Annotated in this window: 20 protein-coding genes; 8 read left to right on the plus strand and 12 right to left on the minus strand. The window is 44.0% G+C overall.

Features of this window, described 5'->3' with window-relative positions:
• Positions 1–46: 46 nt before the first annotated feature.
• The gene (locus G511_RS23760) at positions 47–688 is read right to left on the minus strand and encodes a hypothetical protein (protein ID WP_051221558.1); all 642 of its coding nucleotides are present in this window, start codon (positions 686–688) and stop codon (positions 47–49) included.
• Between the two features lie 232 nt (positions 689–920).
• Between G511_RS23760 and G511_RS0104760 the strand changes: the two genes are divergently transcribed.
• The 3 genes from G511_RS0104760 to G511_RS0104770 are packed head-to-tail and all read left to right on the plus strand — an operon-like array spanning position 921 to position 2,983.
• Positions 921–1,955 carry an AraC family transcriptional regulator gene (locus G511_RS0104760; RefSeq protein WP_028468621.1) on the plus strand — a complete coding sequence of 345 codons (1,035 nt, stop codon included), beginning with the start codon at positions 921–923 and terminating at the stop codon, positions 1,953–1,955.
• 59 nt (positions 1,956–2,014) lie between these two features.
• A complete protein-coding gene (locus G511_RS0104765) occupies positions 2,015–2,737 on the plus strand; it encodes a DUF3313 domain-containing protein (RefSeq protein WP_156905145.1) in 723 nt (240 codons plus the stop codon).
• A gap of 9 nt (positions 2,738–2,746) precedes the next feature.
• Positions 2,747–2,983 (plus strand): hypothetical protein, encoded by a 237-nt coding sequence (locus tag G511_RS0104770; RefSeq protein ID WP_036551272.1) that lies wholly within the window; start codon positions 2,747–2,749, stop codon positions 2,981–2,983.
• 156 nt (positions 2,984–3,139) lie between these two features.
• On the opposite strand, the gene G511_RS0104775 is transcribed toward G511_RS0104770, so the two are convergent.
• The 4 genes from G511_RS0104775 to moaA all read right to left on the minus strand — a co-directional run bounded on the left by G511_RS0104775 (position 3,140) and on the right by moaA (position 6,728).
• Entirely contained in the window at positions 3,140–4,369 is a 1,230-nt protein-coding gene (locus G511_RS0104775; RefSeq protein ID WP_028468624.1) for a molybdopterin molybdotransferase MoeA, read from the minus strand.
• On the minus strand, positions 4,366–4,914 hold the full coding sequence (gene moaB, locus G511_RS21815) for a molybdenum cofactor biosynthesis protein B (RefSeq protein ID WP_036551274.1): 549 nt from the start codon (positions 4,912–4,914) through the stop codon (positions 4,366–4,368). Before moaB ends, G511_RS0104775 begins: the two co-directional genes overlap by 4 nt.
• An 87-nt stretch (positions 4,915–5,001) precedes the next feature.
• The gene (locus tag G511_RS0104785; RefSeq protein ID WP_028468625.1) at positions 5,002–5,694 is read right to left on the minus strand and encodes a Crp/Fnr family transcriptional regulator; all 693 of its coding nucleotides are present in this window, start codon (positions 5,692–5,694) and stop codon (positions 5,002–5,004) included.
• Positions 5,695–5,696: 2 nt separating this feature from the next.
• Positions 5,697–6,728, minus strand: coding sequence for a GTP 3',8-cyclase MoaA (gene moaA / locus G511_RS0104790; RefSeq protein ID WP_051221560.1), 1,032 nt, complete (start codon positions 6,726–6,728; stop codon positions 5,697–5,699).
• Between the two features lie 148 nt (positions 6,729–6,876).
• Here moaA and G511_RS0104795 point away from each other — a divergent pair, with 148 nt between their 5' ends.
• The 5 genes from G511_RS0104795 (at position 6,877) to G511_RS0104815 (ending at position 10,861) form a co-directional block, all read left to right on the plus strand.
• Complete coding sequence (locus G511_RS0104795; RefSeq protein ID WP_028468627.1) at positions 6,877–7,566, plus strand: CsgG/HfaB family protein; 690 nt, start codon at positions 6,877–6,879, stop codon at positions 7,564–7,566.
• 12 nt (positions 7,567–7,578) lie between these two features.
• Positions 7,579–7,941, plus strand: a complete 363-nt coding sequence (locus tag G511_RS0104800; protein ID WP_051221562.1) for a DUF4810 domain-containing protein — start codon at positions 7,579–7,581, stop codon at positions 7,939–7,941.
• Entirely contained in the window at positions 7,938–8,591 is a 654-nt protein-coding gene (locus G511_RS0104805; RefSeq protein ID WP_028468629.1) for a DUF799 domain-containing protein, read from the plus strand. The genes G511_RS0104800 and G511_RS0104805 overlap by 4 nt, the downstream gene beginning before the upstream one ends.
• Positions 8,592–8,859: 268 nt before the next feature.
• Positions 8,860–9,297 (plus strand): universal stress protein, encoded by a 438-nt coding sequence (locus tag G511_RS0104810; protein WP_028468630.1) that lies wholly within the window; start codon positions 8,860–8,862, stop codon positions 9,295–9,297.
• A gap of 10 nt (positions 9,298–9,307) precedes the next feature.
• Complete coding sequence (locus G511_RS0104815) at positions 9,308–10,861, plus strand: alanine/glycine:cation symporter family protein (protein ID WP_028468631.1); 1,554 nt, start codon at positions 9,308–9,310, stop codon at positions 10,859–10,861.
• A 70-nt stretch (positions 10,862–10,931) separates the two neighbouring features.
• Here G511_RS0104815 and can read toward each other — a convergent pair whose 3' ends face one another.
• The 7 genes from can to G511_RS0104855 all read right to left on the minus strand — a co-directional run bounded on the left by can (position 10,932) and on the right by G511_RS0104855 (position 21,243).
• Entirely contained in the window at positions 10,932–11,558 is a 627-nt protein-coding gene (gene can / locus G511_RS0104820) for a carbonate dehydratase (RefSeq protein ID WP_028468632.1), read from the minus strand.
• 12 nt (positions 11,559–11,570) lie between these two features.
• Positions 11,571–12,392 carry a peptidylprolyl isomerase gene (locus G511_RS0104825; protein ID WP_036551278.1) on the minus strand — a complete coding sequence of 274 codons (822 nt, stop codon included), beginning with the start codon at positions 12,390–12,392 and terminating at the stop codon, positions 11,571–11,573.
• A gap of 56 nt (positions 12,393–12,448) precedes the next feature.
• The gene (narI, locus tag G511_RS0104830; RefSeq protein WP_028468634.1) at positions 12,449–13,123 is read right to left on the minus strand and encodes a respiratory nitrate reductase subunit gamma; all 675 of its coding nucleotides are present in this window, start codon (positions 13,121–13,123) and stop codon (positions 12,449–12,451) included.
• A 19-nt stretch (positions 13,124–13,142) separates the two neighbouring features.
• Positions 13,143–13,877, minus strand: coding sequence for a nitrate reductase molybdenum cofactor assembly chaperone (gene narJ, locus G511_RS0104835; RefSeq protein WP_028468635.1), 735 nt, complete (start codon positions 13,875–13,877; stop codon positions 13,143–13,145).
• Position 13,878: 1 nt separating this feature from the next.
• Entirely contained in the window at positions 13,879–15,447 is a 1,569-nt protein-coding gene (gene narH / locus G511_RS0104840) for a nitrate reductase subunit beta (RefSeq protein WP_028468636.1), read from the minus strand.
• Positions 15,444–19,193: a nitrate reductase subunit alpha gene (locus G511_RS0104845; protein ID WP_028468637.1), complete on the minus strand. Its 3,750-nt coding sequence runs from the start codon at positions 19,191–19,193 to the stop codon at positions 15,444–15,446. Before G511_RS0104845 ends, narH begins: the two co-directional genes overlap by 4 nt.
• Before the next feature lie 445 nt (positions 19,194–19,638).
• Entirely contained in the window at positions 19,639–21,243 is a 1,605-nt protein-coding gene (locus G511_RS0104855; protein ID WP_028468639.1) for an MFS transporter, read from the minus strand.
• Between the last annotated feature and the right edge of the window lie 46 nt (positions 21,244–21,289).

Genomic DNA, 21,289 nt, shown 5'->3' on the forward strand with positions numbered 1-21,289 from the left:
AAAGCAAAATGCGCCCGTTAAACCTGCGCATTTACTATTGCTAACTCTAGCTTATAATTTTCCAAGCACCATCAGCTTGTAAACAAGCCGTACCATAAGCCTGCTCCTTTTTACCGCCAACCGTAATGACCTGCTGAAATTCTCGACAGGTCGCACCATTGCTGCTTATACCTTGCTTTGTAGCAACCACATAGCCGGCTGCATCTCCCGTATCCCAATAAATTGTGTTGCCAATAGGCGCCGTGGTTGCACGTACTTGAGCAGCCTCATGTTCACGTTGTGCTTGCTCATCTATGTTATCCAAGACTTTTAGTGTGATTGCCGTAAAAGCCATCCACTTCCAAGCATCATCATCTAATGTATATCGGCCATAGCCGTAGTAAGCATGTCCATGAGGTCGAATAACCACCACATTACGAAAATGCCGTTCACGTGGAGCAACCACCACTAAACGCTTACCATCTCTATACTCATAAGGACGATCATCCCTTCGATAACCTACACGGTCATCCCGTCTGTCATCAACGCGATCGTATTGTCTATCGTCGCGCCGGTCATCCGAGCGGTTCTCTTGTCTATTGTCCTGGCGATCAGCGAACCCTGCCGCTTGAGAAGCCGTAGGCAAAATTAACACAACGCTAATTATGGATAGAACACACGCTTTACAAAGTGACTTCGAAATAATCATTAGTCTTCCTATTATTACGTTGTAATGAATTATGCCTCCATATTAATGCCACCGAGTCATACGCTAGTTATCCTTGTATGCCGACCCCTTGTCCTTTTATGCCAGCCTGTTATACAAAGATTAAATCTAGGTTACGCTCCCTACCCATAAGCAATGAACACCCTTAGCTGTATCAACTTGTACCTTGAACAAAATGCTCTTACATTAGCATTTTCACTATGGGTTTCAGGTTATGTCACAAGCACCGCTATCCGATGCAGCTAAAGGAACAACAATCGCCAGCATCGTATTAATGGTTAAGCAGGCAATTGAGTCTCATGGGTGTGATAGTCAACCAATATTCAAAGCAGCAGGTATTGATGCGACCCAAGCAAGAAACCCTGAAGCTCGTTTTCCGGCTGTTGCCATGCAAAAGGCCTGGAACCTTGCGATAGAGGAAACGGGTAATGAAAGCTTAGGGCTGACGGTGGCCCAGCAGCTGTCACCTATTGCATTCAATGGGTTAGGCTTTTCTTGGCTAGCTAGCGATACCTTATTTGACGCATTACAACGGCTCTCCCGCTATTTCAAGCTTATCAATAATGGAACGACGCTTGAATTAAATAGGGATGAACACGAGTCTTGTCTTTGGCTTATCATTCCCGCAGAGGCTGTACATGTTATTAATGCATCGATTGATTCAGCCTTAGCCTTGTTTATTCAGGTATGTAGGATAACGGCAGATCAAGGAATAACACCTTTGAGAGTCGAAATGAGGCGCCCTAAACCATTGGACGTCACACCATTTGATACATTTTTTAAATGCCCTATTGAGTATTCAAGTAAAGAGAATCGTATATATTTTGATAACAACACATTGGATCAAGCGCTGCCTACCGCAAACCCTGTACTAGCCAGAGTTAACGATCAAGTTGTCATCGACTACCTTGCAAGGTTTGATAAAGACAACACCATAGCGCAGGTCAGGGCAATTATTATTGAGTCGTTACCTAGCGGTCGTATTACTCAAGAAGTCGTCGCTAAAGAGCTAAACTGCAGTTTAAGAAACTTACAACGCAAATTACAGCACGAAGGCTGTAGCTTTAAAGAGTTGTTAGAAAATACCCGTAAAGACCTTGCTGAGCAGTATCTAAAAGGGTCGCCGAAGAGCCATGCCGAAATAACCTATTTATTAGGTTTTTCTGAGCCAAGTAATTTTACTCGTGCCTTTAAACGCTGGTTCCAATGCAACCCTCAGGAATATAAGCAACAACGATTACAAAGCTAGTGTTTCATCACTTTGCACTAGGCTTATTGCCTATTAACCTTAATGAGACGATAAAATTTATGAAAACATCACAGATATTGCTCACCTCCTGCTTATGCTCTTTACTCACGTTTTCACCCGTACAAGCCGCTACGCCGCACTCAGGATTCTTAGACAACTACGATCAAATGAAGCAAAGCTCTTTTAGTGGTGCAAGTATCTGGGTTAGCCCTGATGTTGAGAAACAACCCATTAAACGCTACACAAAAATCATGCTAGACCCAGCTGAAGTATGGTTTCATCCAGACTCGCCTGTTCACGGCATGAGAGTGGTAGATCTACAATCCGTTGTGGACTACTTGGAAGGCACGTTTAGTAAGAACCTTGGCGAGCACTTCACTATTGTTGATGAACCAGGCCTTGATGTTCTGCGCATTAGGCTCGCTATCACCAACATTAAGCGAAAAGCTCCCAGCAAGAATGCACTGGACTACATTCCGTTTCGCTTAGTACTCAATACCGCCAAAGATGTTGTGCGTAATACACAAAATAGTGAACTGATTGTATTAGAAATGACGCTTGAATCTGAATACTTGGATAGTGTTACAAACAAACGCCTTGCGACTGCTATCGACACACAAGAAGGAGCCAGTAAAACGGTTGGTCAAAATGAGCCAGCGCCTTGGGTGCTAGTAAAAGATACGCTAGATGATTGGGCACAAACACTTGCTAAACGTTTAATTGCCTCGACAAAAGAGCCATCTAAAAACGACTCTTTTCAAAACACTTTGAATGAAAATTAGAGAACACTCATGACACTCGTAAAAACTGCTGTTATTTCTACTTTGCTAACACTAATAATGAGTAGCGTGGTCATCGCTGAATCTCAGCCATTAATGGAAGCCGCACTCAAAAGCCTAGAAAAAGCAAAATGGGAACTAGAGCGTGCCTCAAACGACAAAGGCGTCCATAAAATTGCTGCCATCATCAACATTGATCAAGCAATAAAGGCGACACGAAAAGGTATTCGTTACGACAATAAACATTAAACGATCTTGGTGCGTGCTACACAATAAAAATAAAGAAGGCGCTAAATGCGCCTTCTGTAATTAAATCGGATTGCTAAAAGCGAGAAGGTTCACTCATTGCCCATCCTTTGCATAGTATTTATCTAGTATTGTGCTTATTCTCAGCCGACTAATTATCTAAACAGCGCCAATGTCTGAAAACGGAATAAAGTCTAATACATCTCCACGCTTAACCTGATGCTGCTCAGGTACCACCAGCAAACCATCAGCCATTACTGCCGAGCTAAGCACACCCGAACTTTGACTATGTGCCGGTGTTGCCAACAATTGTCCGTTTTCATTTTTCACTACAACCCTTAAAAACTCTTTTCGAGAGATACCCTTGCTACGCTCGAACCCTGCACATACCTGATAGCAACGAGGTTCAACATTTTTCGAACCCTGCATTTTCAAAAGATACGGACGCGCCAGCATTAAGAATGTTACTAATACGGCAGAAGGGTTACCTGGCAGACCAATAAAAGGTGTTCCCTTTACTTCACCAAACGCTAATGGCTTACCTGGTTTAATTGCTAAGCGCCAAAGATCTAAAGAGCCTAGCGCTTCAACCGCTGATTTTACGTGATCTTCTTCACCCACAGAGACACCACCGCTACTGATAATAACATCGGCATTACTCGCTGCTTGCACGAGTGCCTGCTGTGTCGCTTCTGGGGTGTCTTTAACGATGCCTGGGGTCCATACATCACAGCCAAGACGTGTTAATAAACCGCTTAACGTGAAAAAATTTGAGTTGTATATTTTCCCTTGTGAACAAGGCATTCCAGGCATGACTAGTTCATCACCGGTATTTAATACGGCGACCCGTAAACGCCGATATACAGTCACATCGGCCACACCAACAGAGGCCAAAACACCTAAGTGCTGTGGTGCTAGTATGGTTCCTTGGGTAATAACCTGATCACCGATATTAATATCTTGGCCTGCGCGACGAATATGATCGCCTTTGACCGGTTTTCCAATAAAACGAACGCCTTCGCCATCAAGCAAGACTTCTTCCTGCATGATGACTGTATCAGCGCCTTTAGGAATTTCTGATCCGGTAAATAATCGAACGGCTGTACCACGTTGAATAGCCGTTGCTTTATGGCCTGCCGCGACGCGCTGCGATATGCTAAAAACCTTCCCATTTTCTAAGTCTTTAGCGCAAACCGCATACCCGTCCATAGCACTATTGTCTGCTGGAGGAACAGATAATGTCGAACGAATGTCTCTTGCTAACACTCTACCAAGCGCTTCTTGTAACTCAACGACCTCTGTTTCCTGAACGCTACTCGCCGCATTAACTAATTGCGCTAAACCACTTTCAAAGGGCTGTAATTTACCGCTGTCACATGAGCAGCTCATGAGCGGCTCCCGCAAGCAGTTTGTGCATGTGGTAAGACCATCTCTACAAAGTTGCAAGGACGGTGACGTGCATCTAATTGCTCTTCAATAATGCGTGTCCAAGCAGTTTTACAGGCTTTAGGAGAACCCGGCATACAAAAAATAACTTTACGGTTAGCAATACCAGCAACCGCACGAGACTGAATTGTTGAAGTTCCAATCTCTTCATAAGATAGAGTCCGAAACAACTCGCCATATCCTTCAACATGCTTATCAAACAAGGGAGTTAACGCCTCAGGTGTACTATCACGTGTAGTAAAGCCAGTACCACCCGTTACTAAGATAATCTGTGTAGATTCACATGCAATCCAATGAGAAACTGCCGCACGTAACTGATAGATGTCATCAGGAACAATTTTACGTTCAGTACAATGGTGCCCGGCGGCCGTTAACAAGGTTTCTAATGTATCGCCTGACGTATCTGTTTCAAATGTTCGTGTATCGGATACAGTTAATACAGCGATATTTAGTGGCGCAAAGGCCACTCCTTCTTTTGCGTGTCCCATTGATTTACTCCGCTATTTACGCATTTAAGCAGTCTCTATCTCAGTATATTGTGAGCACACATATCCGCATAAAGTGCTCACAAACAACTAATCTACCGCTTTAAGCCGTTCAAGATTGTTAATAGTTACATCTCTACCGTTGACTATGATGATCTCTTCTTTAATTAGCTCTCTTAGAATACGAGACAAGGTTTCAGGCTGCATCGCTAACCTAGCTGCAATGAGTTGTTTTGCAACAGGCAGGTGAATCTCCTGTCCTGACAGCGCATCTTTACCTGCAAGATCAAGCAAGTATCGGCAGGCACGATGCCTCGCATTTTTTAATGTCAGCGTTTCTATCTCATTTAGACGGGTGTGTAAACGGCGCGAAAGTGTACCAAGAATTTTAAAACAACTCTGTGGTGATGACTCTAAAATCTGTAAATACAAACTACTATTAAAACCAACAACGGTAGTTTTTTCCAAAGCTTCAGCGTTCACTGGATAACAACTGAGATCCTCCATAAACATGATCGCTTCTGCCATAGAGTGTCCTTCCTCGATCACTTCTATGACTTTCTCCTGCCCATCTTTCGAGAATCGAAAAAGCTTAACGCTTCCTGATACTACGATAAAAAAACGATCTGCCTTTTCGCCTTGTGAAAAAAGCTTTTCATGTGCCACTAAATCAATAGGACGTGCTCGCTCAAATAGCTGAACCAAATCTTCATCTTTAAGCGAAGAAAATAATGGATGCACTCGTACTCGATCTAGTACTTTTACTCGAATAACTGGATTCATAACTAACCTCCTGTCATGTTCATAAAACGAACGACCTGAGGCTGGTCATCCTGATAAAAAGTATGCTCTTTGGGTTTATATTGCATAGCGTCAATAATCGTCTGCTTTAAACGCTCCGTATCCCCAGGGTAACGTCTTACTACTGCTCTTAAATCAACGGCATTATCACGCCCTAAACATAACAACAGCTGCCCCTCAACCGTTAGACGAATACGATTACAGGTATCACAGAAATTATGACTATGTGGCGATATAAAACCGATACGAGTATCACTGCCTTGCATTCGATAGTAGCGTGATGGGCCACCTGTTTTTTCATCACTAGCAATCAATGCATAACGTGTTTGAATACGCTCAAACACTTCATCACTGGAACAAAATGCTTCTTGGCGGTTATGCGAACTAACCACTCCCAATGGCATCTCTTCAATAAAACTAATATCAATATTCAACTCTCTAGCGAAGTCCACAAGATCAATAACTTCATCATCATTACGACCTTTCAAGACAACAGCATTCAACTTGATTCGCTCAAAACCTGCAGCAGCTGCTGCACGTATTCCTTCGAGCACCTGATCAAGCTTTTCTCGTCGAGTTAATGCCGCAAAACGCAGAGGGTTTAAAGAATCCAAACTAATATTCAAGCGCTTGACGCCCGCTTTTAGCAAAGGCTCTGCATAACGTACTAATTGAGAACCATTAGTCGTCATCGTGACTTCATCAAGGCCCGGTAATACACCTAATTTTTCCGCCAAAGAGATAATGTCATGGCGTACTAGTGGCTCACCGCCTGTTAAACGAATCTTTTTAACACCCAGCTCACTGAACGCCTGACCGATAGCCGCTAACTCTTCCAAAGAGAGAACTTGTGAGCGTGCAAGAAACTTAACATCTTCAGACATGCAATAAACACAGCGAAAATCACAACGATCAGTCACTGACATACGCAGATACTCGATGCGACGCCCAAAACCGTCGACCAACTGTGTATCCGATAAACTAGCAATACTGCTGTTAATTGTGCTGTCCGCCATAATAGTTCTCGCCCTTTTCAGCTAACTTATATTATGGAGGGGTGGCCTCTACTGAAATATACCTAACAGGTGGTAACTAAATGGATTAAAAGGGATATAATCCATTTTTTTAAAATATGCCTAAAGCTTACACGTCAAGGAAATAGATATGTTCAACTACTCGCTTAGCTACAAGCTCTCACGTCTCACATTCAGTCTAATGGCCCTATTAGCCTTATCTGGTTGTGCCACAGAAAGCCATGTCACGATTAAACCTCAAACCGTAGAAACCTACGGAACACAATATCAAGGTGTTAAGGCAACCTTAGCAGTAGGTGCATTTGAAAACCGCTCCACACATTTACAAGGAATATTCTCTTCAGATACAGACCACTTGGGTAATCAAGCTAAAACAATTTTGAAAACTCATTTGCAGCAAACGAATCGCTTTAAAGTCGTTGATCGCGAAAACATGCAGCAAATTGCACAAGAAGCAGCAATGAGAAATGTTAAGCAAAAGCTAAGTGGAGCTAGATATGTTGTCACTGGTCACGTAACTGAGTTCGGCAGAAAAGTTACTGGAGACCATCAATTATTCGGTATTTTAGGCTCTGGTAAAACACAGACAGCTTACTCGAAAGTTTCCCTTAATATTGTGGATGTGGCCACTTCTGAAATAATCTATTCAACACAAGGAGCTGGAGAATACAAACTCAGCAATAGAGAGGTTGTCGGCTTTGGAGGAACGGCTGGTTACGATGCCACCCTCAATGGAAAAGTGCTTAACCTTTCCATACAAGCAGCAGTAAATAATATGTCACGAGATCTACAAAATGGTATTTTTGTTGTTGAAAAATAAAGGATTATTAAGATGACTCTCATTAAAAACACATCAGCCCTGCTATTACTTTGTCTTGTAATAACAGGATGTGCAACTCAGAAAGAGCTTTATCACTGGGGAAGCTATGAAGGTTTAGTACGTAATATGTACGTCGCACCTGATAAGGCAACAGCGACAATACAGATAGATCAACTCAACCTAGATATTCAAAAATCTGAGTCCGAAGGAAAAAATCCTCCACCTGGAGTCTACGCGCATCTTGGTATGATGTACGCAAGCATAGATCAAGCTGATTCAGCCATCGATGCTTTACAAAAAGAGAAGGCAGCGTATCCGGAGTCCTCAGTTCTTATTGAGACTTTATTAAGGAACAATAAAGGAGTTCAGAAATGATCAGCCGTTTTCCAAAAATTATCCGCTTGCTACCTGCCTTCATTCTTGTATTAATCACAGGTTGTGCCCAACAGCAGCAAACTTATGATTACAGTGCATTTGAAACCAGCAAACCAAAATCGATTTTAGTCATCCCCCCTCAAAACAATACTGTTGAGGTCAATGCTCCGTATATTTATCTTTCAACGATTTCTCGCCCGTTGGCAGAAAAAGGATATTATGTTTTTCCTGTTGCAGTGATAGACCAATTATTAAAACAAAACGGTTTAACCTCTCCTGCAGAGATGCATAGTATTCCGTTAGAGAAAATTAATGAGTTTATCGCTCCAGATGCTGTTCTTTATGTAAATATTGAAGAGTGGGGGCAGAAATACCAAGTTCTGGCCTCAACGACTGTTGTGCAAGCAACATTAAAACTTGTTGATGCTAAAACAGGGACGGTAATTTGGGATGGTGTTGCAGCAGGACAACGCTCATCTGGAGATGGTGGCGGCGGTCTTGCTGGCATACTGGTAGCCGCTATTGTTGAGCAGATTGCAGGAAACATTCTCGACTACACACCCTCCGTTGCTACACTTGCTAACCAGCTGGCGCTTAACAACAAAGGGATCGGTATTCCTTCTGGCCCCTACATAAAAGCGTCTAACTAAATTTTTATGTAAGCAGTAAAACGTAACATGCCACTTTCTATGGAAAGTGGCATTTATATAATCAGTTTGTTCTGGTTACATACGAAGTATTTATCCAACAAATATATACCCCTACTTCTTCTCACTAAAGTCATCAACTCACTATTTGCAGACAAACAGAAGCAAAGTTTCAATACTGAGACCTCTACCTATTAAATATCGACACCATCCTTGACTCCCCACTCATATATAGACTTACTGATTAGATAATAAGAAAAGGAGTGATCAAATGACAACGAAACTAATAGTAGGTTTGGATGGTAGTGAGCCAGGAGATAGAGCTCTCGAACACGCTAAATGCTTATCAAAGCTCATTGGTAATTGCACCATTGAACTGGTGTATATCATTGAATGGTCTCCATACAGCTTCCAAACCGCCGAAGAAAACGCCATGCGTCATAAACGCAGAGACCAAGAGATAAAAACCGCAACAGAGCGTGTGATAGCACCTGCACTGGCTGCACTTAACAGTGATGGCTTCTCAGCAAATGGACGTGTGCTGCACGGTGATGCTGCAGAAATCCTGAACTCAGTAGCAACCAAAGATAAAGCTGAACAGATTATTGTCGCCCGATCGAAGGAAAGTGGCTTTGCAGCAAAGCTGTTTGGCAGTGTCACCGCAAAACTTGTGATGAGTGCTAGCGTTCCCGTCACAGTCGTAAACTGAGGTTTTTATTATGCAAACTAAAAAAATAATAAGTTGCGCAATCATCTCCCTTATTTCACTTTTTCAAAGCTCAATCGCATTAGCAGAAAGCAGTATTGATCAAACGGTAAATGAGGCCTTTTCATGGGCAACAGGCTGGTTTGTCAACCTGATTTTTGCCCCACTACCCGGCACCAGCTTTCCATGGATCGTTCTATGGTTGGTGGTTGGTGCCACTGTTTTCACATTCTACTTCGGGTTTATTCAATTCAGAGCGATTCGGCATTCGATTGCCCTTGTGAAGGGTGATTATTCTGACCCTAACGATGCAGGTGAGGTATCTCACTTTCAGGCACTGGCTACCGCTTTATCCGGCACCGTCGGTTTAGGTAATATCGCCGGCGTTGCCGTAGCCGTTAGCATTGGTGGCCCCGGAGCTACTTTTTGGATGATTCTTGCAGGCTTAATGGGGATGGCTTCGAAATTCACCGAATGTACGTTAGGTGTGAAATACCGTAATGAGTATGCAGATGGAACCGTATCGGGCGGACCAATGTATTACATATCAAAAGGCTTCAAAGAGCGTGGCGTCCCTGGCGGGAAATTCCTTGCGGGCTTATTTGCGGTATTTTGTATTCTAGGTTCGCTAGGCGGCGGGAATATGTTCCAGGCGAATCAAGCGCATGCTCAAATAAGTAGCATCGTCGGTGCTTATCCAGGTTGGATTACCGGTATTATTTTTGCTCTTATCGTTTTTGCTGTCATTGTTGGTGGAATTAAATCCATCGCAAATGTTACCGAAAAAATTGTTCCATTCATGGGGCTACTATATGTTGCAGCAGCATTAGTCATTATTCTGATGAATATCGATAAAGTTGGTTGGGCTTTTGAGCAAATTTTCGTCGGCGCTTTCACTGGATTAGGTATTGCCGGAGGGTTTGTCGGCGCTCTAATTCAAGGATTTAAACGTGCCGCATTCTCCAATGAGGCCGGAGTCGGTTCTGCCGCCATCGCTCATTCCGCAGTACGTACCAAAGAACCTATTACAGAGGGGTTAGTCTCTCTGCTTGAGCCATTTATTGATACGGTTGTGATCTGCACAATGACGGCCCTAGTTATCATTATTACAGGGCAGTTAACTTCAGATCCAGCGACCGGACTTTACCTCGTTGGAGAGAATGGTCGCATCATAACGGCAGATGGCTCATCGGGAGTTGCGCTGACGTCTGCCGCATTCTCATCAGCACTCAGCTGGTTCCCTTACGTGCTTGCTGTCGCGGTAGTGTTGTTTGCTTTTTCAACCATGATTAGCTGGTCTTACTATGGCTTAAAAGCGTGGACTTATCTGTTTGGTGAAGGAAAAACAACAGAGTTAACCTTTAAGATAATCTTCTGTATTTTCGTAGTAATTGGTGCCGCAGCCAATCTTGGCCCAGTGATCGACTTCTCCGATGCCGCCATCTTTGCCATGGCAGTTGCCAATATCATCGGGCTTTACTTCTTAATGCCTATCGTTAAAAAAGAACTGACTTCATATATGTCACGTTTGAAATCAGGAGAAATTAAGAAATTCGACAATCACTAAAACGCAAAATGCCACCTTCTTAGGAAGGTGGCATTTATGTTAAAAATCACCGTACTGCTCATTCAGCTTATCAAGTATTCATGCAGTAAATATCGGGAATATCATCTAAACCACTGATATCAACATTAAGTTCCTTGATAATTCCATCTTCAATGCTGTAAATCCAACCATGTACTGTCAGTTCATGACCATTTTTCCAGGCCCTTTGTACTACTTTACTATGGCAAATATTGGTTACTTGTTTTTGTATGCTCAACTCACATAAACGATCAACTCGTTTATCTTCATCAGGTTCTGCATTCAATACATCTCTGTATTCAAAACCGATATCTTTTAAATGCCGCAGCCAATTATCGATCAGACCTAGATCCTGGTTACCAAGTGCCGCCTTAACGCCACCACAACCATAATGCCCACATACAATTATGTGTTTCACTTGCAGTACTTCGACGGCATAGTGAAGTACCGACATACAGTTGAGGTCGGTGTGCAAAACCAAGTTAGCAATATTACGGTGCACAAAGAGTTCACCCGGCAGCATGCCTACAATTTCATTCGCAGGGACACGGCTATCAGAGCAACCTATCCACAAGTATTCAGGCTTTTGCTGCTCGGACAACTCTTTAAAGAAGCCTGGGCATTGCACTTCCATAAAGCGTGCCCACTGCTTATTGTTATCTAACAAATCACGCAACATCTGCGGTACCTATTATTGCATTAACAGAGAATCGGCACCCTGAATATCTATGCCTTCGATGGAAGCTTGCCCTGCCAAAAGTGAAACATATTGACTGATACTACGACGATAAACTTGGTCTTTAAGATAAGTAGCAATACGATCTGCCACCATGTTATACGGTAATGGATCACCTTCTACACGTTTGTCCAAACGCACAATATGGAACCCATAGCGGCTTTCCACTGGATGTAGAGCAAGGCCCTCTTCCATTTTAAAAACCTGGCGTTCGAACTCCTGAACTGTTTGACCTTTTTCCAGCTGGCCTAATTCGCCATTAACTTCTTTAGACGGGCAATCAGAATATTGTTTCGCCAAATCAGCAAAGCTATCCGGATTTTTTACGAGTGTAGCGATGATAGATTCTGCTTGTTGTGCTGCAAATTCACGCGCTTCTTGGTCTTGAGGATCTGCACCTAGCAAAATATGGCTTGCAGCAATTAGCATGGGTGTTGTGAATTTATCTTGGTTAGCAAGAAAATAGCGCTCACACGCCTCTTCATTAGGGGTCGGTTGTTTTACTTCTTCAACCAATAACGTACGAATAAGTGCTTCATCTTGGTTTTCACCCGTCAACACTTCTGCTGATAACTCAAGCTCTTTTGCCCGTTGTAACATTAACTCTTTTACCACTAAAGCTGAGGCTGCTTTCTGATGAGCTGCTTCTATTGTTTCAGCAGAATGGTATTGCATCTCTTGCAAGATTTCCGCTTCGTCAATCGCTTCGCCATTAACGCTTACCGGTACGAAGTCATTAACAATATCCGACACCGTAATTGAATCGATAAGTTCCATAAGAGTCTCCTTAAAGAAGGGGCGGCGTACCACCCCTTATAAGCTTTACGTGATAATTAACGTTGACGAACGATCTGGTAGCTACGTGCCAAGTACTTCACTGGAGCACTCCACACGTGAACCAATCGAGTAAATGGGAACAGTAGGAAGATCGTCATACCTAAGAAGATATGTAGCTTATAGATGAAGCTCACATTTAATAGGTAATCCGCTGCACCACCATTGAACGTTACAATACCTTGCGCCCAGCCAGCTAGTAGTAGCATTACGCTGCCATCCAGATGCCCTAACGATGCAAAGATTGTGAACAAACCTAGCGTCACCTGAACCATCAAGATCACTAGGATCAGGATATCTGCCATTGTACTGGTTGCACGAATACGTGGATTAAACAGACGACGCTGCAATAACAACGCGGCACCTATCAAACATGCAACACCGGCCACACCACCAATCAGGATAGCGATCACCTGCTTAGTGCCTGCAGACATGAAAGGATCATAAAACGCATGTGGCGTTAACAAACCTACCAAGTGTCCAAAGAAAATGGCCAATATACCCACGTGAAACAAGTTGCTCGCACGTTTCATACCAGCACTGCTCAGCATCTGGCTGGAGCCTGTTTTCCAGGTGTATTGCTCACGGTCATAACGTACCCAGCTCCCTACCAGAAATACAGCGCCGGCAAGGTATGGGTAAATGCCAAAGAGCAAGTCATTTAGATAAGACATTTTTGTTCTCCTCGGCCCCTCAAGAGCCAGATGGTCCAGTAGGGGTGATATGTTTAACAGCATCGCTGATATGCAACTGCTGCACCTGATCAAGCTCGCGACGACGCTGCGTTACAGCATCATTGCCACAGTCTTGAGTGGCGGGTTCAGTAAAGCGAACCATCTCTTCTTCCCACACTTTATCAAGCGCTTCAGGTGTATCATCAGCGGCTTCAGTAGCAACCTTAGCTACCAGTTCTTTACGCTCTACTTCTACACCTGATATCTCGATAAGCGCGGTACAAAGTACTGCATAAAAGCTCTTACGCTGATCTAAGCGAGTCTCTAGCAACGCTAGAATATGACTCACATCACCCAACCACTGCTGCACTTCTTCCATCGGACGCTTAGAGAGATACTCTAAGAACAGTGGGATATAATCCGGCAGTTCTTTAGCATCAATTTGGAAGCCGTTGTCTTCATACACAGCCATCAAATCTACCATCGCCTGACCACGGTCACGGGACTCACCGTGGACGTGTTCAAACAACAACAATGACAGTGAACGACCACGATCAAACAGGCCTACATAATTATCCTGAGCATCCAACAGGTCCGTGGTACACAGCTGATCAATAAATTCGATCAGAGGTGCACGCTGCCCTTCAGGCAGCGCTTTGTCGGCTCTGATCTCTTCGATCAGTTCCTGTTGTATTTCAAGTAATTCGTCGCTGGGGTAATCCAGCAACAAAGAGATCACTTTAAGACTACGCATCTTATCGCTCCCCATCGTTCAACAGTGCAGGATCAACCTGCTGTACACCGCTGATTTTTTTGACCATGGTGACTGTCTGCTTTTTAGCACCAAACATATTGGTTTCTTCTTCACCACCGCCACAACCGTTACCGAATGTGAAACCACAACCGCCTCTTTCAGGGAAAGCGTCGTTAGCAAGCTCACGATGGCTGGTTGGAATAACAAAACGGTCTTCGTAGTTAGCAATAGCTAGGTAGCGGTACATTTCTTGTACCTGTGTTTCTGTCAGGCCAACATCTTCTAGTACATCAAGATTGATTTTACCTTCAACCTGCTCATCACGTTTGTATGCACGCATCGCTAACAGACGTTTAAGAGCAAGACGAACAGGCTTTTCATCACCAGCAGTCAACAGGTTAGCAAGGTATTTCACTGGGATACGTAGTGAATCCACATCTGGGATCGCACCATTCATACCAATTGAACCTGCATCTGCAGCAGACTGAATTGGGCTTAGTGGTGGTACATACCAAACCATTGGCAATGTGCGGTATTCTGGGTGAAGTGGCAATGCCAGCTTCCAATCTACCGCCATTTTGTAAACAGGAGACTTCTGAGCCGCACTAATCACGTTATCAGTGACACCATCCAGTTTTGCCTGAGCAATAACTTTTGGGTCAAACGGATCAAGGAAGATCTCAAGCTGCTTCTCATATAGATCCTGCTCACTACCACTGGCAGCCACTTCTTCGATGCGATCTGCATCATATAAAAGCACGCCAAGGTAACGGATACGCCCTACACACGTTTCTGAGCAGACAGTTGGCATACCTGATTCGATACGTGGGTAACAGAAGATACACTTCTCAGATTTACCACTTTTCCAGTTGTAGTAGATCTTTTTGTAAGGGCAGCCGCTGACACACATACGCCAGCCACGACACTTATCTTGATCGATCAGTACAATACCGTCTTCATCACGCTTGTAGATCGCACCACTTGGGCAAGATGCTACACAAGCAGGGTTTAGACAGTGCTCGCACAAACGCGGCAAGTACATCATGAAGGTATTCTCGAACTGGCCGTAGATCTCCTTCTGTACATTGTCGAAGTTTTTATCTTTCGAGCGTTTAGAGAACTCAGTACCAAGAATCTCTTCCCAGTTTGGGCCCCACTCGATTTTCTTCATTCGCTGGCCAGTAATCAATGAACGAGGACGTGCTACTGGCTGATGCTTACCTTCAGGTGCGTTATGCAAATGCTGGTAATCAAAATCAAACGGCTCGTAGTAATCATCGATTTCTGGCAGATCAGGGTTAGCGAATATATTCGCTAACACACGCCATTTACCACCGATACGCGGCTCTATACTGCCGTCGACTTTACGTACCCAACCACCTTTCCATTTTTCTTGGTTTTCCCACTCTTTCGGGTAACCGATACCTGGCTTGGTTTCTACATTGTTAAACCAGGCATACTCAGTCCCTTCACGAGAGGTCCAGACGTTTTTACAAGTAATTGAACAGGTGTGACAACCGATACATTTATCAAGGTTAAGCACCATACCTACTTGGGAGCGGATTTTCATTTGGCTGCCTCCTGAGTGTAATCGTTGTCTTCGCCATCTAACCAATCGATGTTTTTCATTTTACGAACAATGACAAATTCATCACGGTTAGAACCCACAGTACCGTAGTAGTTAAAGCCATAAGCTTGCTGTGCATAACCACCAATCATATGTGTCGGCTTAGGACATACACGAGTAACCGAGTTATGGATACCACCACGTGTTCCGGTTGTTTCAGCCCCGGGGACGTTTACGATACGCTCCTGTGCGTGATACATCATCGTCATCCCTTCAGGTACACGCTGCGACACGACCGCACGACAAGCAATTGCACCGTTAGCATTAAACACCTCGATCCAATCGTTATCTTCAATACCGGCGGTAGTTGCATCACCTTCACTCATCCAGACAATCGGACCACCACGCGACAACGTCAGCATCAGCAAGTTATCGGTATAAGTAGAGTGGATACCCCATTTTTGGTGAGGGGTAATAAAATTCAGTGCGACCTCAGGGTTACCGTTTGGTTTTTTGTTCATCAACGGTGCAACAGATCTCGTATTGATCGGTGGACGATAAGAAACAAAACCCTCACCGAAGTCACGCATCCATTCATGATCCTGGTAGAACTGCTGACGACCTGTAACAGTACGCCAAGGGATCAACTCATGAACGTTGGTGTAACAAGCATTGTAAGACACGTGCTCATCTTCCAGACCCGACCATGTCGGTGAAGAGATGATCTTACGCGGCTGAGCCTGCACATCGCGGAAGCGAATTTTCTCTTCCTGCTTAGGCTTCGCTAAATGCGTGTGATCAAGACCGGTCATTTCACCCAACGCTTCCCACGCTTTTACTGCGACTTGTCCGTTTGTTTCTGGTGCCAGACTTAAAATCATCTCGCAAGCATCAATCGCCGAATCCAGTTTTGCACGGCCTTTATGAACACCTTCTTCAGTGTGCGTCCAGTTAAGTTCTTTAAGGAATTTAACTTCGTCTTTAGTATCCCAACCAATCCCTTTACCACCATTACCGGCAGACTCTAGCAAAGGACCAATTGAACTAAAGCGTCTATAAGTATTTGGATAATCACGCTCAACGACTACCAGATTCGGCATGGAAATACCCGGAACAGGATCGCATTCGCCTTTTTTCCAATCCATAACACCTAACGGCTGAGCCAGCTCACCCGGAGAGTCATGTTGCATTGGAATAGTCACCAAATCTTGTTCTACACCTAGGTGCCCTACACACACTTCTGAGAATTTCTCAGCAATACCTTTATAGATATCCCAGTCAGAACGCGCTTCCCAAGCAGGGTCAGTAGCAGCAGACAATGGGTGGATGAACGGATGCATATCTGATGTATTCAGATCATCTTTTTCATACCAAGTTGCTGTTGGTAGAACGATATCTGAGTACAAACATGTAGTAGACATACGGAAGTCCAAAGTCACTAACAGATCAACCTTGCCTTCAGCTCCTTCATCATGCCATACCACATCTTCCGGCTTTTTAGTGCCCGCTTCGCCTAGATCTTTGTTCATCACACCATGATTAGTACCGAGTAGGTATTTCAGCAGGTATTCATGCCCCTTACCTGACGAGCCTAATAGGTTCGAGCGCCAGATAAACATGTTACGAGGGAAGTTTTTAGGATTATCAGGATCTTCACAGGCAAAGTTTATAGCGCCTGATTTTAACTGATCAACCGTGTACTCCTGAGGCGTTTTGCCGACAGCTTCAGCCGCTTTAGTAATGTGTAACGGGTTAAGGTCCAACTGTGGAGCTGATGGCAACCAACCCATGCGTTCTGCACGGATGTTGTAATCAATCAAGCTACCTGTCCACTTAGACTTATCAGCCAATGGCGATAAAATCTCGGTAACATCCAATTTCTCATAACGCCACTGACTTGAGTGGTTATAGAAGAAAGAAGTACCGTTCATGTGACGTGGTGGACGCTGCCAATCAAGACCGAAAGCTAGTGGTGTCCAACCCGTCTGAGGACGTAGTTTTTCCTGACCCACATAATGAGCCCAACCACCTCCAGACTGACCAACACAACCACACATGATTAACATGTTCATCAGGCCACGGTAGTTCATGTCCATGTGATACCAGTGATTCATACCGGCACCCACGATGATCATGGATCTACCTTTAGTTTTACTGGCGTTATCAGCAAACTCACGTGCAATCTGGATAGCAACATTACGGTCTACACCGGTAATTTGCTCTTGCCATGCAGGCGTATACGGTGCGTTATCATCATAACTAGTCGCTACAAAATCACCGCCTAGACCGCGATCAATACCGTAGTTAGCCATCATCAAGTCATAAACTGTTACTAACAGTGACTCTGAACCGTCAGCTAGCTTAACGCGCTTAGCCGGAAGGTTGTGATGAATAACATCAGAAAAGGTATTGTGCGTGAAGTGTTCGTTTTCTACACCACCGAAGTACGGGAACCCTACAGAAGCCACTTCATCATGGCTATCTAGCAAGCTCATTTTCAATGAAGTAGAACGGCCTTCAAGCCCTTCTTTTTGCTCGATATTCCACTTACCTTTCTCACCCCAACGAAAACCAATAGAACCATTTGGCACTACATAGCTATCCGTTGCTTCATCATAAGCAACGGTTTTCCATTCTGGGTTGTTATCCTGCCCCATGTTGCCATCAAAGTCAGAAGCACGGATAAAGCGGCCAGCAGCATACGAACCATCATCGCGTTGCTCTAACTGAACCAAAAATGGCATATCCGTATAGTCACGGCAGTAATCAGTAAAGTACTCAGTTGGATTATCAACATGGAATTCTTTCAGAATGACATGGCCAAAAGCCATCGCCAAGGCAGCATCAGTACCCTGTTTAGGGTTCAACCATTGATCACACAGTTTTGAAACTTCGGCGTAATCTGGAGTAATCGATACTGTTTTAGCACCTTTATAACGCACTTCAGTGAAGAAATGAGCATCAGGTGTACGTGTTTGAGGAACGTTAGAGCCCCAAGCAATAATATAGTTAGAGTTATACCAGTCAGCTGATTCTGGAACGTCAGTCTGCTCACCCCAGGTCATAGGAGACGCGGGTGGTAAATCACAGTACCAATCATAAAAGCTCAGGCAAACACCGCCAATCAACGACAAGTAACGCGCACCAGCAGCATAAGAAACCATAGACATCGCTGGAATTGGCGAGAAGCCAATCACGCGGTCTGGGCCGTATTCTTTAATCGTATAGGTATTTGAAGCAGCAATGATTTCGTTTACTTCATCCCAAGTGGAACGAACAAAACCACCTTGACCACGCATCGACTTATAAGATGTTGCCTTTGCAGAGTCTTCAACAATAGAAGCCCACGCAGCTACTGGATCTTTGGTCGCACGTGCTTCACGCCACAACTTAATTAAGCGCTTACGTACAGTTGGGTACTTAAGGCGGTTAGCACTGTAGATGTACCAAGAGTAACTTGCACCACGAGGGCAACCACGAGGCTCATGGTTTGGCAGGTCAGGACGCGTACGAGGATAATCTGTTTGCTGGGTTTCCCAAGTGATCAGACCATTCTTAACGTAGATTTTCCAGCTACAAGAACCGGTACAGTTAACACCATGAGTGGAACGAACAATTTTGTCATGCTGCCAGCGCTGACGATATCCATCTTCCCATTCACGACTTTCTTTAACAGTTTCTCCGTGCCCGTTGGCAAAGGTACCCTGCTTTTTCTTTAAAAATCTCAATCTATCGAGCAAATGACTCATTTTATTCTCTCCTGAAACCGCTAGGTCAGGACGGGGCTATAACCCCGAGCCGTTTTATTAATACGCCGACAAGGTCAGTTGTCTTGAGCGCATACCGATTTATCCGGTCATAAAGCTGTTCAACCATCCCTGATGAACAAGCCCTATTGCTTACTGTTGAGCCCACAATAACCGCTTTAATGCTCAAAACTTGTTGATCTGTATCAACATAAAAACCATGAAAACCAACCCCAAAAGTAGAAAATACCACTTTGGTGATATATCGAAAAAACAACTTAAGCACATGTTTCATAAGAATAAAAAATAAATACGCCAGCAATGCTTCTAACAAAATAACGACAGAGGAGTATTTGTAGGTAGTCAGCAAAAACAGAAATGGTGGACATAAAAAAAGAGCCCTTGAAGGGCTCTTTTAAATAGAAAGCTATAATGCTTAATTATGCATCTATGGGTTCTTAAACTCAGCTTTAGGACCTAGGTAATACCACCAGTTCAGCGCCAAGCACAGCAAGTAGAAGACAGCGAAGCCATAGAGAGCCATTTCAGGTGTAGCCAGTTTAATCTGCTCACCAAATACTTTTGGTATAACAAACGCACCGTAAGCAGCTACAGCAGAAGTCCAACCTAGTGCAGGACCCGCTTGCTCTTTAGGGAATACCATCGCAATAGTACGGAAAGTAGAGCCATTACCAATACCTGTTGCAGCAAATAGCACTAAGAACAATCCAATGAAAGGTACAAAATACTCTTCAGGTGTCGCTGACTGGTAAGCCGCTTTAAGGTAGTAAGCAACCCCTAGAGCACTTGCAATCATTACAATAGAAACATAGTGAGTTACGCGTGCACCGCCCATCTTATCGGCCATCCAGCCTCCGATAGGACGGATGAAAGCACCAATAAATGGTCCCATCCAAGCAAACATTAGAGCAGAAGGCCCATTCGCGTTGACTATATTATGAGTCATCACGCCATCAACCATTATGTGCTGGTAACCAAACACAACTTTGATTGCCAATGCAAAACCAGCAGAGTAACCAATGAAACTACCAAAAGTCATAGTGTAGATAACACTCATTACCCAAGTATGCTTGTTTTCAAAGATTTTAAACTGACGCTGCAAATTAGGCTTGATGTCGCCAGGTATCATCTTCATCAGCATAATTGTGAAGAAGAGAATACCAACAATCACCGGCCACTTAGCCCAGCCTGGAGCACCGAGACCAGTTGGGTCTGGTAAGATAATGAACAAACCAGCAGCAGCTGTCAGAAAACCAATAAGCAGCAAGCCGACAATTTTCGACATCGCACCGATAGGTGAACCTATATCGGGAGAAACATCATCTGTGCGAAGGTTGTTCATTCCAAACCAACCAACGATCGCCAGCGGAATTAAAAACAACAACCAAACAAAACCAGCGTTATGGATATACGTTTCAGATCCAGCAGGAATCTTACCAATCAAGGTACCTGAAGTGTTTTCTAGGATCATCGGTGCACCACCGAAGATACCCATAGTCATGACTAGTGGTACAAGGATCTGCATGGTAGTTACACCAGCATTACCTAAACCCGCATTTAGCCCCAACGCCAAACCCTGCTGTTTCTTTGGAAAGAAGAAGCTGATATTAGACATCGAAGATGCGAAGTTACCACCACCAATCCCTGACAAGAAAGCCAGCAATTGGAAAACCCACAACGGTGTATTTTGATCTTGCAAAGCAAAACCAGCACCAATAGCAGGAATCATAAGCAATGCGGTAGTAAAGACAATAGTATTTCGACCACCAGCTATACGAATAAAGAAGCTACTCGGTATTCGCAAGGTTGCCCCTGTTAGCCCCGCTATCGCTGCTAATGTAAAGAGTTCAGCCTTCTCAAATGGAAAGCCCAAGTTAAGCATCTGTACCGCAATGATGCCCCAGTACAACCAGACGGCAAAACCACACAATAAACTAGGAATAGAGATCCACAAGTTGCGCGTAGCAACTCGCTTACCTTCTGATTCCCAGAATTGTTCGTTTTCTACGTCCCATTTTTTTATATCAGACATACTTTTTCTCCAAAGTGAATGCAACGCCGCCTAATGACAATCTCTG

It is taken from the genome of Neptunomonas japonica DSM 18939 (assembly GCF_000422765.1).
GTDB lineage: Bacteria > Pseudomonadota > Gammaproteobacteria > Pseudomonadales > Balneatricaceae > Neptunomonas > Neptunomonas japonica.